We start from the raw sequence: 15,885 nt of genomic DNA, 5'->3' as shown, positions 1-15,885 counted from the left end.
GGATTTTCATACTTTCATTTGACAATGCAAGTTTAATATCAGATTAATTTTAATACTAATCAATTGTTGCTTTTTTACATTAACAAAAAGTTATAGTTCCTTTTTAAAATTATTCAAAAATTGATAATTTATTTAAGAATTAAAGATGAGCAAAACCACTTATTAAGATTCGAGAAAGAGAAAAACAATATGGCTGCAAGGGTCAAACACAACTTTTTATGAGACAGGGATAAATAAGTACTTTTAGATTACTATAACTTATTTAATTCCGTAAACTGGCTTCATTGAAGTAAAAATTGTTTCTAAATCAGAATATTTTGCTTCCCAGCCAAGCAATTCTTTAGCTAATTGGCAACTTGCTACAAGTTCTTTTGGATCGCCTTTTCTTCTATTAACTACTGAATAATTTATCTTTCTATTAGTAACTTTTTCTGCCGCTGCTATAACCTCTAAAACAGAATGACCAGTACCAGTACCAAGATTGACCACTATATTTTCATTTTTTTTGTATAAGTAATCCATAGCAAGTATGTGCGCAGATGAAAGATCGTTAACATGGATAAAATCTCTAATGCATGTGCCATCAACAGTTTCGTAATCGTTACCAAAGACTTGCATGGACTCTCTAATATTAGCAGCAGTTTCCATAACAATCGGTGAAAGATTAGCTGGGTTTTTTTCTTTGCCTTTTACTCTGCCTTTAATATCATAGCCTGTTGCATTAAAGTACCTCAACGCCGCATATTTAATTCCATTCAATTTACTAAACCATTCAAGATTTTGTTCAATGATTAGTTTTGTAAAACCATAGTAATTAGTTGGATTTTTAGGATGTTTTTCATCAATAGGCAGATACCGAGGTTCTCCGTAAACTGCAGCAGATGAGGAAAAGACAAAAAAATTTATATTATGTAATAACATTTGCTTAATAATATTCAGTGTACCGCAAATATTATTTTCAGCATAATTAATTGGGTTGTTCATCGAATCACCTGCTGCTTTAAATGCAGCGAAATGAAATACAACATCAAATTCATTAGTAAAAAGTTTTTGTAGGTCTTCTATTTTTCTAATATCGCCTTCTATTGTAACAGCAGTTTTAGGTACGTTTTCTTTTAGGCCGGTAGTAAAATTATCGAATACAAAAACATTATAGCCTAATTCTACTAAATCGTGGGCAACATGGCTACCAATATAACCGGCTCCTCCTGTAATCAATATGTTTTTTATTTGTTTCATATACATTTTTGATAAAAAATGAGCAGTACAAATATAGTATTTGATTTAAACATCCGTACAAATTATAAAGTGTTACTAAAAAAATGAGAAGATTCATGTGGAAATACGAGATTAAAATAATATTAACATGTTATGTTCTTGTAAAATTAGTCAACTGTTTTATTAATTCTGCAATAGAATGGCATTTATATTTATTTGTATTTATTTCTAAATGCCATAATAATTTGCCATTAAAATTTTCTACTTTAACTACGCCTAAGGCATCTTTTTCAGATTGGTTTGCAGTTATTCCAATTCTTTCCAATGCTCTTTCTGTCCAAAAAACTTCTGTTTTACTGCCAATTACTTGCAAGCCAAATCTCCTTTTCGCGTTAGTCTCAAACGTCCCCCTATGCAGTTGAAATCTAACCCCATTTTTATTGAAAGCATTTTCGAAGTGACCATTTAACACCAGGTCCTCTGGAGTATCTATAATCATTTTTTTCTCTCGACTAATCAGGAAAACAGCATCAGCAGTTTGCAATGCAAGGTCAATATCGTGAGAAGAAAGAATAATGGCTCGGTTAAGTTCTTTCGATAATTTTCTAAGTAAAAGAATAATTTCTATTCTAGTTGGTGCATCTAAATATACAGTGGGTTCATCGAGTAAAATTATGGGTGTATATTGTGCAAGTGCCCTAGCAATCATAACTTTTTGGCGTATACCGTCACTTAATTCCAAAAAACTATTGTTCTTAACCGAAGTCAAACAGGTCATATCAATAACATCATTAATAATTTTAAAATCCTCTTTATTTAGTACGCCTAGCCAATTATTATATGGGTAACGGCCCATACTTACTATTGAATAAACTGTTGCGTTAGTTACGCTAAGAATTTCTGTCAAAACTATACTAATTTTTTTTGACAGCTCTTGATTGGAATACTCGGTTATGCTTTTGCCATCAATAAAAATGTCACCATTAATTGGTTTTTGTATTCCGCATAATGTTTTCAATAAAGTAGATTTTCCGCATCCATTAGGACCAAGCAAGCAGATAAAGTCACCAGGATAAATTGAAAAATTTAAATTATCTAAAAGCACGTTAGCGTTTCTTTTATTTTCTTTATAACCGATTGACAAATTATTCGTATATAGAATTGCCTTTTTCTCTTCCATTTTACTCAGCTACCAGATAATATTTTGTTTTTCTTTGTTTAATGATAATCCAAATGACAATTGGAGCTCCTAGAAGAGAAGTCACAGTATTTATTGGAATAGTTTGGCTGCCACCTGGAAGTTGCGATAAAATATCACAAATTAAAGTCAAAATACTGCCAGACAGTGCAACAGAAGGTATTAAAATTTTATGATCAAAATGGTTCAATAAATTTTTTGTCACATGTGGCACTGCAATACCAACAAAAGCAATAGGTCCACAAAAAGCTGTAATTGCACCACCTAGCACGCCAGCAATTACAATAATAAAAATTCTCATTTGGTTTGTCCTCACTCCCAAACTCTTAGCATAATTTTCGCCGAGAAGCAGCAAGTTTAGCTGTTTGGATAAAATGAAAGAGAAAGCTAATCCAATAAAAATTACAGGTATTAAAAAATAAAGGTCTTTCCAAACAACATTTCCGAAATTCCCCATTCCCCAAATAACATAGCCTTGTAAGTTTTCTGGAGAGCTAAAAAATTTTAGAAAATTTTCTATTGAAGAAATAACATAACCAATCATAAGTCCAAGTATTAGAAGTGTTATGTTATTACTAATTTTTCTTGCAATAATCATTATTACAAGCAAAACAATTAACGCGCCGAGAATGGCAGCTATTGTAATACTTAAATTGCCAATCAAACCGCCAAGAAAAAATAAATTAATTCCAAAAGAGCCTGCAGTTAAAATTACCAATGCTACTCCAAAACTTGCACCAGAACTAATGCCCAAGACAAATGGGTCGGCTAAAGGATTTCTGAAAAAAGTCTGCATAATTAAACCACAAACAGATAGAGCGCTGCCAGCTAAAACTGCGGTTATCGCTTTAGGTAGTCTAAATTCTGTTATTATAGTCGACCAGGTAGAATTTAATTCATTTGAACCGAGAATAATTTTGACTACCACTCCAAGTGGAATTTTTACAGGACCCAATACCACATCTAAGGTAAACGAGATTAGAAATAATATTACTAAAAACAACGCTATATATTTATCTTTTTTGGATAGCGACATTACTTATTCTCTAATCTTTTGTAATAGAACAATTTGTATCCAGGCAAAAGTTCTGGGTGAAATATTTTTATAAGGTCAGATAACAAAATATCGCAATTAACCACGCTATCCTCCCAGTACTGATAAAAGCCGTACTTATTAACCAATCTGTTGTAGTTGTATATATTTTTTGCTTGATAGGCTTTAAACTTTGCATTGCGTGGGTCGTTTTTTAATGCGTCACTAAATTTACTCCAGAACAAAACATTAACCCAAAAATCTGCGTTATGAGCTTTTGCAAAAACTTGCTCGTAAGTTAGCCTTAAACTTCCTGTTGAATTGTCATCCTTCCAAATATAATCTGCACCTGCATCTTTCAATAAATTAGCCATAAAACTTTTACCGCCTGGTTCAAACCATATGCCTCCTACAAGAGCTTCAGTAAAAACTGTTGGTCTATTCTCTATATTTTTCGTCATGCTAACTAATTTGTTATACTTTAATGCAAGGCTGTCAAAAATTTTGTTTGCTTTGCTTTCATAATTAAAAAAAGCAGCAATGAACTTTATCCATTCCGCTCGTGCTAAAGGTGTTGTTTCAAGATGAATAGTAGTGGATGCTACTTTTATCCCAAATTCAATTAATTTTGGATTAGCATCTACGAATGGATTGCCATTACCATAAGTTAAAATTAGTCCCGGCTTCAGTTTATATATTTCTTCGATATTTAAGTTATAAGATTCGCCCACTTCATAAATTTTCCCTGAATCAATTAAGCTCCACACCTTTGGTGAGCTTACATACTGAAATTTATCTACAGCAATAAGTTTATCCAACAAACCCAATCTTTCAAGGAATCCAATATAAAGAGATGAAAGAGAAATTATAGAATTTATTGGAATCCTAACAATCATCGCTTGCGAATAACCATTAGGTATAGGTGAATCTTTTGGTAATAGTAAATACTGAAAGATTAACTTATGTTTTTCATCAGCAGAAAAAATATTAATTATTTTGTAATCATTGGTGTATTCAATACTAAAATTTTTAGAATAAATTACTTTGGTTTCAGAATAGGCTTTCGTTGAATTATTTATTTTACTGCCGCTTAAATTATTATTAGGTTTTTTAGCAGTACATGAATTTAAGCTTAGTAAAAGTGTTATAACCAAAAAACAAATTAATTTTGAAAACATAGCTCTATAAAAAATTAGATATTCATTAACAAATCTCTGTACCAAAAGCCACCATCAAAGTTTGTATTTTCTTTTTTATTCTTTGATTCATACTTCTTATATACCAAATCTCCGATGCTGAAATTTATTGGTTTATTAAAAATTGGCCCATCGAAAACGAAAGAATGGAACTCGCCGTTTTCTCCACATGGATCAACGTTAGAAGGCAACTCATTTAATAAAGAATAATCAATTACTTTCCCTGCAAAAGTTTTATTTAGGTATTTTTCATTAACGCAAACTATAATTGCTTTAAATCCGAGTTCAATAAATTCTTTTATAAGTTCAGTTGTTGACCTCCCCCATAACGGAAACAAACCTTTCATAGAGACTTCTGATAATTTTTGTTCACGATATTGCCTCAAATCCTCTAAGAAAATATCACCATATACTGAATAATCAATTCCTTGTTTTTTCAAGCCAATAAGTTTTTTCTTCATTATATTATTGTAGACTTTTAGTGTAGGATTTTCAGGCAAAAAGATTTCTTTAAGTTCAACACCAATACTTTTTGCTTGAGCTTCTAACAATTCTATTCTTACACCGTGCATCGACACTCTTTTGAACACTTTATTTACAGTTGTCAACAAGTATTGAACTTTTACATTTTTTTCCTTCAGACAATAATATAGGCAAAGAGCACTATCTTTACCGCCACTCCAATTAAAAACTGCATTTTTCATAAATTTTCAAATGTAATTTCAAGAATATTTAATAAAAAAGAATTTGGAAGCACAATAGCATTTCTCACATTATTCTTAGCTTTTTACCCGAAAGCCTCGAATAAAAAAATAATGGCAGGTCTTCTGACTTGCTCATTTTTTACCGGCCTTCACATCCTAAATTTCATAAAACTTAATTAGGATATTGACCCGCGGGTGGTAAAAAATTTATTGAGCTCACAGCAGCGGGCACTGTCAAGGACTTTCACCTTGTTCCCTTTTAACCCGGTCATACGGGACATACAACCGAAGACCATTATTTGTACCATTAATATAATTTTATTTATTGCATCAGACAAGAGAAACTTTTTTCTTAAACATCTCATTTTATCCCACAAAAGTGTCTACATAAGCAATTTGTGCGTATCGTTAGAAACTTTAAGAGCCAGCACTCGTCAAAATTCAACGTAAAGTTTTTTCTTTTAGTAAGACCATTATATGTTAAGAATTAACAAATATATTAAATAACATAACTTAATTTGCAAAAGAGAATAAATCTATGTATGTTTCGAACGTTTTATTAAAAAGTTTGAAAAATATGACAAACAAAATAAGTGATTCAAAAAAAGATCTGATATTACAAACTGCACGAAAACTTTTAGCTAAAAATGGATTTGCAAAAACTACTTTAGAAGATATTGCAAACGCATTAGGCATGAGAAAATCATCTTTATATTACTATTATGCAAATAAAGATGAGCTTTTAGAAGAGGTGATGGAAAAAGAACAAAAAAATTTCTGTGCAATTATTGAAGACACATTAAAACAAAGCCGGTCAACAATTGAAAAAATTATTAACTACGAAATAGCAAAGTTCAACTACGTTAAAGAAACCATAAAAATGCACGAGATAAACACAAATATATTCTTAGAAATAAAAAGTAAATTATATGAACATATTAAAGAAGTTCATCAAGCAGAAATTGAAATGCTTAAAAAAATTTTAAATGAAGGAATTAAAAAGAAAGAAATAAAAAAATGCGATACCCAAAAAGTAGCCGAACTAATATCAACTTTATCTGAGGCTTTAAGGCATCGTGAATTTTATTTTTCCTCATTTAGTGTTAATAAGTCAATTGATTTTACAAATGCAATCGATGAAATGATTTTTGCTGTTAAACTCATATTTGACGGTCTTTCTACTAAATAAAACAAATAACTAATTATGAAAATTAGGAGGATTACTTACGTGAAAAAAATTGTGCTGTCAGTTCTATTTTTTGCGTTTATTAAATTTAACTATGCTCAGACCAACCAAACAACATTTCTTAGCTTAGAACAGGCAATCAATCTTGCTTTAGAAAAAAATGCGGATTTAAAAATTGCTGAAATGGAAATTAATAAATCTGAACAGAAACTTAGAGAAGCAAGAAGCGGGCTTTTTCCAAAAATTGATTTAAGTGGTCAATATCAACGTTACATTGAGTTACCAGTTTTATTTTTACCACCTGGTTCACCTTTTGGCACAACACTTAAAATAGGATCGAATAATTCATACTTAGCACAAGCTTCTTTGTCAATTCCACTTTTTTCTTGGTCCCTTTATGAAGGTATTGGCTTAGCCTCCGATGGTTTAAAAATTGCACAAGAAAATTATCGCAGCGTTAAAAACAAAGTTATTGCTAATGTCAAAAAAGCTTTTCTATCAGTTCTATTAGCGAGAGAGACAAAAGATGTAATGCAACAAAGTCTTAAAAATGCGCAGGATAATTTCGAAAATATTAAAAGACTTAATAAAGCTGGTCAACTCTCAGATTATGATGTCCTTCGAGCTGAGGTCCAAGTAGAAAATCTTAAACCTACTGTGCTTCAAATGGAAAACAATTATAAACTTTCTTTAGAAGCATTAAAAGTCGCAATTGGTCTCAATTCAAACGAAGAAATTGATGTTACTGGTGAAATGGATTTTCAGGAGCCTTATGAATTGCCCAATCAAAAAGAGGTGATGGACAAACTATTAGCAAACAATCCCGATTTAGCAATTCTAAATAAACAAGTGGAATTGAACAATAAAAACCTTTCACTTGAAAAATCAGCTTATTTACCTACGTTAGCTGGATTCGGTAATTATCAATACCAGGCACAAGCCAACGATTTTAAATTTTCTGATTATAGATGGGTTAAAACTTTTGTGCTTGGTTTACAACTTCAAGTTCCTGTTTTCAACGGCTTTAAAACACAAGCAAGAGTTAGTCAAGCTGAAATTGGATTAAACCAAGCTGAAGAACAGAAAAGAAATTTTACTGAAGCTCTTAAAACTCAGCTTTTAAGCGTGCTTTATCGTCTTGAACAAGCAGTTAAAAGGATAGAAGGACAAAATAAAACTGTTCAACAAGCTACTGAAGGGTATGAAATTGCTAAAAGAAGACTTGAAAATAACCTTGCCACACAACTCGAAGTAAACGACGCTGAACTTGCTCTCCGACAGGCAAAGTTAAATCGCCTGCAGGCTATTTACGATTTAAAGGTCGCAGAAACTGACCTTAACACACTATTAGGTAAAATTAAATAAGAGATATTAGGAGATAAACCCAATGAAAAATGTGAGAATAATACTAATAATATTTCTTTCTTTACTTGTCTATACAAACTGCTCAAAAAAAGAAAATGTTCAAAATAAAAATAGCAGTGAAGTAATACCTGTTGACGTTACAGTAGTAAAAAAATCAACAATTCAAAGAGATATTGAGCTAATTGGTACGCTTGCTGCTTGGAAAGAAGCAAATTTAGGTGCACAAGCAACAGGCAGAATAGAAAAAATTTATGTGGATGAGGGTTCTAGAGTGAAAGAAGGTGATTTACTTTTTGAAATGGATGATACTCAACTCGCTCAGGCAAAAATTCAGTATCAGCTTGCAAAGGATAATTATGAGAGATTAAAACCACTTTTTGAAACTGGTTCAATCTCACAATCGCAATTTGACCAAGTAAAGGCTGCATACGAAACAGCACAAAAAACTTATAACCTGCTTTTAACAAATACTCAGTTCCGAGCACCATTTAGTGGTGTTATAACAGCAAAAAAACTAAATGATGGTGAAGTTTTTTTGTTGGCACCCGGTGGAGTTGGAGCACCAACTATTGTCTCATTAATGCAAATCAATCCGTTAAAACTTTTGCTTAATGTAAGCGAAACCAATTTAAGAGATATAAAAATGAATCAAACCGTTGAGGTATCTTCAGAAGTTTATCCTAATGAAATATTTAAAGGATATATTACAAAAATTAATCCGGCAATTAATCCCGCTTCAAGAACCTTTGAAGTTGAAGTTAAAATTCCCAATTCGGAAGAAAGGCTGCATCCAGGAATGTTTGTCAGTGCAAAAATATTAATTGGAACAACTGAAGGTATTATCATACAACGTTCTGCTGCGCTTAAACAGTTGGGTTCTTCTGCTTACTATGGATTTATTGTTAAAAATAATATTGCTAAAAGAGTTGAACTTACCTTAGGAAAAGAATTTGATTCATTAGTTGAAATAACCAAAGGCTTAAATGAGGGTGATTACCTTGTTACAAGAGGACAAGGTTTGCTTAAAGATGGAAGTAAAGTAGAAATTAAAAGCAAAGCAGAATAAGGAGTTAACGATGAACTTACCTGAAATATCGGTTAGACGGCCAATTACAACAATAATGCTATTTATGGCGATAATCATTATTGGCTTTGTTTCATTTGAAAGATTACCAATTGACCTTTTCCCAGAAATTGAACCGCCGGTTATAAGTGTACTAACCCAATATCCAGGCGCTAGCGCTCAAGATGTTGAGCTAAACGTTAGTAAAAAAATAGAAAGTGGACTAAGTTCAATAACCAATCTTAAAAAAATAAGTTCCACTTCTATCGATAATATTTCTGTCGTTACTCTTGAATTTGAATATGGCTCGAACCTCGATGAAGCTGCAAACGATATTAGAACAGCTTTGGAATTTACTAAAAGAAATCTGCCCGACGATGCTGAAGATCCGATAATCTTTAAATTCAGTACAAATATTTTTCCTATACTATTTATTGCTGTACAAGCAAACGAAAGCTACATAGGCTTAAATAAATTAGTAGAAAACCAAATAACCGACCCGTTAAAAAGGGTTAATGGTGTGGGAACTGTCCAAGCATTTGGCGGGCCTGTGCGTCAAATTCTTGTAAATGTTGACCCTAAAAAATTAGAAGCATATAATATTTCTGTGGCTCAGATTGGACAAGTACTTCAATCAGAAAATGTTAACCTCCCATCCGGTACAATAAAAATGGGAGACATGGAATACAACCTCCGAGTACCAGCAGAATTTACAAACGCTAATGAAATTAAAAACATTGTAGTAGGTGTACAGAACGGAAGAGCAATATACCTAAAAGATGTTGCAGTTGTAAAAGACAGCTTAAAAGATAGAACAATAAATGTAAGACTAAATGGGGGCAAAGGTTTATATGTAATCGTTCAAAAACAATCAGGTGCTAACACAGTACAAGTAGTTAAGGATGTAAAAGCAAAATTAGAACAGCTTAAAAAAAACCTGCCTGCTGATGTCAAATTAAATATAATTCAAGATTCATCCGAATTTATTATTCAATCTGTTAACAATTTAACCGAAGCAGTATTACTAGGCGGTTTATTTGTTATTATTGTAATACTCGTATTCTTAAGGCAATGGCGAGCAACTATTATAATTGTACTTACTTTACCAGTATCGTTAATAGGAGCTTTCATTTATCTTTATTTCACTGGAAACACAATTAATATTATTTCACTTTCATCTTTATCTATAGCAGTAGGATTAGTGGTAGATGATGCAATCGTAATCCTTGAAAATATCACGCACCATATAGAAAGAGGTGCACGACCTCGAGAAGCAGCAATTTTTGCTTCGTCTGAAGTAGGGCTTGCAGTAGCAGCTGCTACATTCACAATAGTAGCCGTATTTTTCCCTCTTGTCTTTATTTCTGGTATTGCAGGTATTTTGTTTAATCAGCTTGGCTTTCTTGTAACCGTAATGATCTTAGTCTCATTATTAGCTGCTATTACGTTGATACCTATGCTTTCTTCTAAATTGCTAAAATCCAAAAAAGAAACAAAACCCATAACAAATCCACTACTCAAAAAAGTAGATTCAGCTTTAGCTAGAATGCTTAATTCATTAGATAATTTCTATAAAAATATTTTAGAGTGGGCATTAAATCATAAAAAATCTGTCATTTTTATATCTTTAATTATTTTTATTGGTTCATTATCACTAATTCCTAAACTGGGCTCTGAATTTATACCAAAATCTGACTCATCCCAATTCCAGCTAACAATCGAACTTGAACCAGGAAAAAGATTAGAAGAAACAGTCGAATACGTTAAAAAAATTGAACAAATCGTAAAAAAAGATTTTCCGGAAATTGTTTATATGTCGGCTCGATCTGGTGTAAATGATCAAGGTTTTTCATCTATACTCTTTGGTCAAAGTGAGGGCACAAACATAGCTACTTTACAATTTAGAACTACAAAAATCAAAGAGAGAACCCGCTCTGTTTTTGAAATGGCAGATGCACTGCGAGAAAAGTTAAAACCATTTGTTGGAATTAAAAGTCTCAGCATTAATACTGCTGGAGCTGGTGCCTTTTTAACTGGTGCTACAGGTGCTCCAATTGAAGTTGATATTATTGGTCCAGACTTGGAAGAGTCGTATAAAATAGCTAACAAGCTCAAAGATTTTATGACAAAACTAAATGGAACTCGTGACGTGAGAATTGATATTGGAGACCCAAGGCCTGAACTCCAAATTATCTTACAAAGAGATAAATTGGCCCTCACCGGCTTAAACACTGCAATTGTTGGTAATACATTAAGAAACAATTATTATGGCCTAACGCCAACTACATTTAGAGAACTTGGTGATGAATATGATATTTTTATTAGTCTACCTCCAGAGAAGAAAAACAACATCTCAGATATCGAAAATTTACCAATTAAAACATTACTTGGAACTACAGTTAGATTAAAAGATGTTGGGAGAGTTGTGCAGGCATATTCACCACCTACAATTAAAAGAAAAGAGCAAGAAAGAGTTATTGCAGTTCTTTCCGATGTTGCGGGTCGTTCTTTAGGAGACGTAACAAACGACATAAAAAATTATGCATCAAAACTTGAGCTGCCTCCTAAAACTACAATTGAATATTCTGGACAGATAGAACAGCAAAGTGATGCATTTAAAGATTTATTCCTACTACTTATTCTTAGTATTATCCTTGTTTATATGGTTATGGCAGCTCAGTTTGAATCCTTAGTTGATCCATTTATTATTATGTTTTCTGTACCTTTTGCATTTACAGGTGTTTTTATTGCATTGTACATTACAAATATACCTTTTAGTGTGATTGCTTTCTTAGGCAGTATAATGCTAATTGGAATTGTAGTAAAAAATGCAATCGTACTCGTAGACTTTACAAATATCACAAGAGCAAGAGGAGTAGAATTACGTGAAGCTATTATTTATTCGGGAAGGAACAGACTGCGACCAGTGTTAATGACAACTTTTACTACTTTATTAGGGCTATTTCCATTAGCTATCAGCAGTGGCGAAGGCTCTGAAATTTGGAAACCTCTTGGCATTTCTACAATTGGCGGTTTATTCTTTTCATCTCTAATTACACTTGTTCTTGTGCCAGTGCTATATTCAATTGTAGAGACAAGAATCAAAAAGAAAAAAGAAATCGATTAAAGGAGAAAAACATGAAAGCTGTAATGATAGTATACAATCATGGAATCACCGAAGAAATAAACGAAGCTTTAGAAAATTTAGGAATAAGAGGTTTCACAAGATTTTTGAATGTGCATGGGCAAGGCAGCCAAAAAGGTGAACCGCACTTGGGTACGCACATCTGGCCCAGTCAAAATGCTGTTGTATTTACAGTAATTAAAAACGAATTGGTTGATCCTTTATTAGAAAAAATTAAGGAAATAAATAAAGAGGCCGAAGAGCAGGGCCTGCATGCATTCGTATGGGATGTTGAGAAGATGGTGTGATTATTTTATATGATACATAAAAATAATTCTCTTAAAATTGGTTTAGCGCTCGGCAGCGGTGCTGCTCGTGGATTAACTCATATTGGTGTTTTAAAAGCTATTGAAGAGCACGGAATAAAAATAGATTATATCTCCGGAAGCAGTATTGGGGCTTTAATTGGAGCGGCTTATGCCATTGGAATGAGTGCACAGGAAATTGAAGATATTGCTATACAGACTGACTGGAAACTAATGGCAAAAATATTTTTACCCTCTCTGTCTTTATCCTCCATTGTAAACACGAAATACCTATCAGAATTTTTAAGCACTTGGTTTGGCAACAAAACCTTTGATGATCTTAAAATACCCTTCTCAGCGGTTACAACAGATATTCAAACCGGAAGGATGGTCGTCTTAGAAAAAGGCGACTTACTTTCTGCTATTAGAGCGAGCATTTCCATTCCCGTAATTTTTTCACCTGTAACAATCGGTAAATACAAACTTGTTGATGGCGGATTAGTCAACCCAACTCCAGTTGATGTAGTTAAAAAGAAAGGGATTGATAAAGTAATCGCAGTTAATCTGAGAAGATTTGGAACTTACGGAATCGGTCAAGAAAACGGTAAACAAATTCCGGAAGTAAATAAGAAAGTTAAAGAGTTATCATTAAACGAAAAGATACAATACTTTATCAAACACCCCATTAATTTTCTGAATGATAATTCGAATGAAAAAATCCCCGACCCCAAAATTTGGAGTGTGCTTTATCAAATGTTTATCATCGTGCAAGTTCAAATTAGTGATTTAACAATGCAAATCGCCAAACCAGATATTCTTATTGAACCGAATACAAGTGACTTCAAAGTTTTTGAGTTTAGCAAAGCAAAGGAATTAATTGAAGTTGGTTACTCGACAGCAAAAAAACAATTGAAGAATTTTGACTGACCGCAAGTTCAATATGAAATATGTAGCAGTGAAATATTGTATTTGTATCTTTTTAATGACTACTCTTTTTGTTGCCTCTTCAAGTTTTGAAGATAATGATAAAGATAAGCTGTCAAACCAAAATGATACTAAAGGAACTCAATTCCTTGTTGCTGGTGAAGAGCTGACCTATGAAGTTAGCTGGTGGTTTATCAAAATTGGAACTGTACGCACAATTGTAACTGAAATTAAAAAGCAAAACGACGATTATATAATCAAAGCTTCTGCTTTTATTGATTCCTATTCTGGACTTCCCTTTGTTAACCTGCATTCAATATTTGAAACAGAAATGGATAACAACTGTTTTTCAAATTCTTTTATAAGTAAAACAAAAGACGGTGAAACTTGGCTGATAACCAAATATAAATATGACAGAACAAACAATAGGCTATTTGTTGAATACGGGAGGGTTAACAATAAAAACGATAATGAATTCAATATAGAAAAAGTTGATACCGTTACTATTCAAGAAAAAACACAAGATGGACTTTCTCTTCTATTTTTTGCACGTGCTAATGTTAGAAAACGTACAGAGGTGAAAGTACCAACAATGATTAACAGCACAAAAGGGATTACAATACTTAATTTTTACAATAAACATACAAAAGCAGAAATAGATGCAGTTAACTATCCAATAGATGTTATTGAATTTGACGGCAAAGCACAATTCAAAGGAATATTTGGTCTTACTGGTCCATTCAAAGGTTGGTTCAGCAACGACTCTGCTAAAATTCCAATACGAGCAAAAATGAACGTAATACTTGGCAGCATTAATATTGAGCTGATTAAATGGAAAAGAGATGGCTGGATGCCGCCTAAAATATATGAGAAAGAGAAAGAGTAATTGTTCAATAAAACAAGTTATCAAGATGGCTAACGATAATCTATATACATATAACAACTGTACTCTTAAATAAAAATCATTCCCAAAAAATTTTGGAGGTCAGACTTAACTTTTTTAACCGCATAAGTGTTAATTGCTATTTAACAGACTGAATTTTGGGGGTTTAATTGTAACAACAATACAGCATATTTAAATTAACTTGACTCTGTAGCATAATACGGGCATTATATTTATACAGCAGTTCTTTATATTAATGCTTTTGTAAAAGAATTGACAAAATTTTAAAAATGAGTTCTATACTTTACAACTGTCAAAATTATTTCTCTAGTATATGAATTTGTAGATTATGAAAATTAGAATAATATATATAACATTATTTGCAGTGTTAAACTTACTTTTAACCATAACTCAAGTTTCTGCACAGCAAAAAGATTTTGGAGTTAGAGTTGGTACCAATCAATCAAGAAGGGATGTGACCAAACTGCATTTTTTCGAGGTATATTATATAACAAAGCCTCCTTTTATTTTTTCAGGCAACGGTTCTTCTTTTCCATTAATGTTTAGGCTAAATATCTCAATTGGACTGCTTTATGATGACTCAACCAATTCTATGCTTATCTCTGCTGGTCCAATATTAGAACTAAATCCCTTTACTGATAAAATATTATTTACAGCAGGTATAAATCCAAGTATAATGACAAATCATAGCTTTAGCAATTTAGAATTAGGAGGCTCATTTAATTTTATAAGTCACATTGCACTAATGGTTAAACCATTCAGCAAAATTGGAATAGCATACAGATTCGAACATATTTCAAATGCAAGTTTATATGAAACTAACCCTGGAGTAAATATTCACTTTTTGGAGATTCATTATATAAGATAAAAAATGACGTTTACCTTACGAAAATAGGTAAACCATTATTTTGACTAATAGTTTACTTTCACTAAATTTGTTATTACAAAAATGAAAATTATATAATGAAGAAAGACAGAGAGCTCATACTTGATTTAATTGAGGAGAAGATTTTTAATAACAGATTCCCTAAAACCTCAATAAATTACATCGCATCGACAATCAAGATGAGCAAAAAAACAATATATAAAAACTTTAAATCAAAAGATGAACTGCTTGAATCTCTGATTAATAGATTTACTTTACAAATTTCAAATGAAATGGAATCGATTATAAAAAAAAATATTAACGCAGTAGAAAAGATTGCTTTGACAATATATTTATTAAAAAAAATCTCTGAAAAATTATGTGACAAAATGATTGAAGAAATTCACATTCACCACCCAGCTTTGTGGCAGAAGATTGAAAAATTTAGAACTGATGTTTACTACAAGAACTTACTAAAAATTTTTGCTCAAGGAATTGATGAGGGATACGTGATTGAAATTCCGCCATTAATTATAATGAATGTTTTTCAAAGTGCTGTTCAATCAATAATTGATCCTAGTTTTATAATATCACATAGTTTTTCTTTGACTGATGCTTTCAAATTTACGCATAAGCTATTATTGAATGGAATTTTAACTGAAAAAGGTAGAAAAGAATTAGAAAAATTAATTAGAAAAAATAAAATGGATTTTAAGCTCAATTCTTAATATTGAGTTAATTAATTACTTAAAACAATTAAAATTTCTTTGGCAGCGATAGAAAGCGAAACAATGATAGGC

General features: G+C 32.0%; 14 protein-coding genes and 1 riboswitch. Of the genes, 9 read left to right on the top strand and 5 right to left on the bottom strand.

What is annotated here, in order from left to right:
- Window positions 1-258: 258 nt before the first annotated feature.
- From galE to ABRY23_07500, 5 genes are all read right to left on the bottom strand, one after another.
- Window positions 259-1,239: a UDP-glucose 4-epimerase GalE gene (gene galE, locus ABRY23_07520; GenBank protein ID MFA3782894.1), complete on the bottom strand. Its 981-nt coding sequence runs from the start codon at window positions 1,237-1,239 to the stop codon at window positions 259-261.
- Between the two features lie 130 nt (window positions 1,240-1,369).
- Window positions 1,370-2,398 (bottom strand): ABC transporter ATP-binding protein, encoded by a 1,029-nt coding sequence (locus tag ABRY23_07515; GenBank protein MFA3782893.1) that lies wholly within the window; start codon window positions 2,396-2,398, stop codon window positions 1,370-1,372.
- Between the two features lies 1 nt (window position 2,399).
- The gene (locus ABRY23_07510; GenBank protein ID MFA3782892.1) at window positions 2,400-3,452 is read right to left on the bottom strand and encodes an iron chelate uptake ABC transporter family permease subunit; all 1,053 of its coding nucleotides are present in this window, start codon (window positions 3,450-3,452) and stop codon (window positions 2,400-2,402) included.
- Entirely contained in the window at window positions 3,452-4,627 is a 1,176-nt protein-coding gene (locus ABRY23_07505) for an ABC transporter substrate-binding protein (protein MFA3782891.1), read from the bottom strand. Before ABRY23_07505 ends, ABRY23_07510 begins: the two co-directional genes overlap by 1 nt.
- 14 nt (window positions 4,628-4,641) lie before the next feature.
- Entirely contained in the window at window positions 4,642-5,349 is a 708-nt protein-coding gene (locus ABRY23_07500) for a diphthine--ammonia ligase (GenBank protein MFA3782890.1), read from the bottom strand.
- Between the two features lie 95 nt (window positions 5,350-5,444).
- Window positions 5,445-5,661, bottom strand: a riboswitch (cobalamin riboswitch).
- 265 nt (window positions 5,662-5,926) lie between these two features.
- Here ABRY23_07500 and ABRY23_07495 point away from each other — a divergent pair.
- From ABRY23_07495 to ABRY23_07455, 9 genes are all read left to right on the top strand, one after another.
- A complete protein-coding gene (locus ABRY23_07495) occupies window positions 5,927-6,538 on the top strand; it encodes a TetR/AcrR family transcriptional regulator (GenBank protein MFA3782889.1) in 612 nt (203 codons plus the stop codon).
- Window positions 6,539-6,577: 39 nt separating this feature from the next.
- Window positions 6,578-7,900, top strand: a complete 1,323-nt coding sequence (locus tag ABRY23_07490) for a TolC family protein (GenBank protein MFA3782888.1) — start codon at window positions 6,578-6,580, stop codon at window positions 7,898-7,900.
- Between the two features lie 22 nt (window positions 7,901-7,922).
- Window positions 7,923-8,966, top strand: coding sequence for an efflux RND transporter periplasmic adaptor subunit (locus ABRY23_07485; GenBank protein MFA3782887.1), 1,044 nt, complete (start codon window positions 7,923-7,925; stop codon window positions 8,964-8,966).
- Window positions 8,967-8,976: 10 nt separating this feature from the next.
- Window positions 8,977-12,090 carry an efflux RND transporter permease subunit gene (locus tag ABRY23_07480; protein MFA3782886.1) on the top strand — a complete coding sequence of 1,038 codons (3,114 nt, stop codon included), beginning with the start codon at window positions 8,977-8,979 and terminating at the stop codon, window positions 12,088-12,090.
- Window positions 12,091-12,101: 11 nt separating this feature from the next.
- Window positions 12,102-12,395 carry a PG0541 family transporter-associated protein gene (locus ABRY23_07475; protein MFA3782885.1) on the top strand — a complete coding sequence of 98 codons (294 nt, stop codon included), beginning with the start codon at window positions 12,102-12,104 and terminating at the stop codon, window positions 12,393-12,395.
- Window positions 12,396-12,404: 9 nt separating this feature from the next.
- Window positions 12,405-13,319 carry a patatin-like phospholipase family protein gene (locus ABRY23_07470; GenBank protein MFA3782884.1) on the top strand — a complete coding sequence of 305 codons (915 nt, stop codon included), beginning with the start codon at window positions 12,405-12,407 and terminating at the stop codon, window positions 13,317-13,319.
- A 13-nt stretch (window positions 13,320-13,332) separates the two neighbouring features.
- Window positions 13,333-14,202, top strand: coding sequence for a DUF3108 domain-containing protein (locus ABRY23_07465; protein ID MFA3782883.1), 870 nt, complete (start codon window positions 13,333-13,335; stop codon window positions 14,200-14,202).
- A 346-nt stretch (window positions 14,203-14,548) separates the two neighbouring features.
- Window positions 14,549-15,088, top strand: a complete 540-nt coding sequence (locus tag ABRY23_07460) for an acyloxyacyl hydrolase (GenBank protein MFA3782882.1) — start codon at window positions 14,549-14,551, stop codon at window positions 15,086-15,088.
- A gap of 95 nt (window positions 15,089-15,183) precedes the next feature.
- Window positions 15,184-15,813: a TetR/AcrR family transcriptional regulator gene (locus ABRY23_07455; protein ID MFA3782881.1), complete on the top strand. Its 630-nt coding sequence runs from the start codon at window positions 15,184-15,186 to the stop codon at window positions 15,811-15,813.
- The last annotated feature ends 72 nt before the right edge of the window (window positions 15,814-15,885 follow it).

It is taken from the genome of Melioribacteraceae bacterium 4301-Me (genome assembly GCA_041538185.1).
In the GTDB taxonomy this organism is placed as follows: Bacteria; Bacteroidota; Ignavibacteria; order Ignavibacteriales; family Melioribacteraceae; genus Pyranulibacter; species Pyranulibacter aquaticus.
Note: the sequence above shows the minus strand (reverse complement) of the source record. Positions and strands in the feature narration are given on the sequence as shown.

What these genes read in the sequence shown, in the direction of transcription:
- galE (MFA3782894.1), bottom strand. Translation starts at nt 1,239, where the DNA reads ATGAAACAAATAAAAAACATATTGATTACAGGAGGAGCCGGTTATATT.
- ABRY23_07515 (MFA3782893.1), bottom strand. Translation starts at nt 2,398, where the DNA reads ATGGAAGAGAAAAAGGCAATTCTATATACGAATAATTTGTCAATCGGT.
- ABRY23_07510 (MFA3782892.1), bottom strand. Translation starts at nt 3,452, where the DNA reads ATGTCGCTATCCAAAAAAGATAAATATATAGCGTTGTTTTTAGTAATA.
- ABRY23_07505 (MFA3782891.1), bottom strand. Translation starts at nt 4,627, where the DNA reads ATGTTTTCAAAATTAATTTGTTTTTTGGTTATAACACTTTTACTAAGC.
- ABRY23_07500 (MFA3782890.1), bottom strand. Translation starts at nt 5,349, where the DNA reads ATGAAAAATGCAGTTTTTAATTGGAGTGGCGGTAAAGATAGTGCTCTT.
- ABRY23_07495 (MFA3782889.1), top strand. Translation starts at nt 5,927, where the DNA reads ATGACAAACAAAATAAGTGATTCAAAAAAAGATCTGATATTACAAACT.
- ABRY23_07485 (MFA3782887.1), top strand. Translation starts at nt 7,923, where the DNA reads ATGAAAAATGTGAGAATAATACTAATAATATTTCTTTCTTTACTTGTC.
- ABRY23_07480 (MFA3782886.1), top strand. Translation starts at nt 8,977, where the DNA reads ATGAACTTACCTGAAATATCGGTTAGACGGCCAATTACAACAATAATG.
- ABRY23_07475 (MFA3782885.1), top strand. Translation starts at nt 12,102, where the DNA reads ATGAAAGCTGTAATGATAGTATACAATCATGGAATCACCGAAGAAATA.
- ABRY23_07470 (MFA3782884.1), top strand. Translation starts at nt 12,405, where the DNA reads ATGATACATAAAAATAATTCTCTTAAAATTGGTTTAGCGCTCGGCAGC.
- ABRY23_07465 (MFA3782883.1), top strand. Translation starts at nt 13,333, where the DNA reads ATGAAATATGTAGCAGTGAAATATTGTATTTGTATCTTTTTAATGACT.
- ABRY23_07460 (MFA3782882.1), top strand. Translation starts at nt 14,549, where the DNA reads ATGAAAATTAGAATAATATATATAACATTATTTGCAGTGTTAAACTTA.
- ABRY23_07455 (MFA3782881.1), top strand. Translation starts at nt 15,184, where the DNA reads ATGAAGAAAGACAGAGAGCTCATACTTGATTTAATTGAGGAGAAGATT.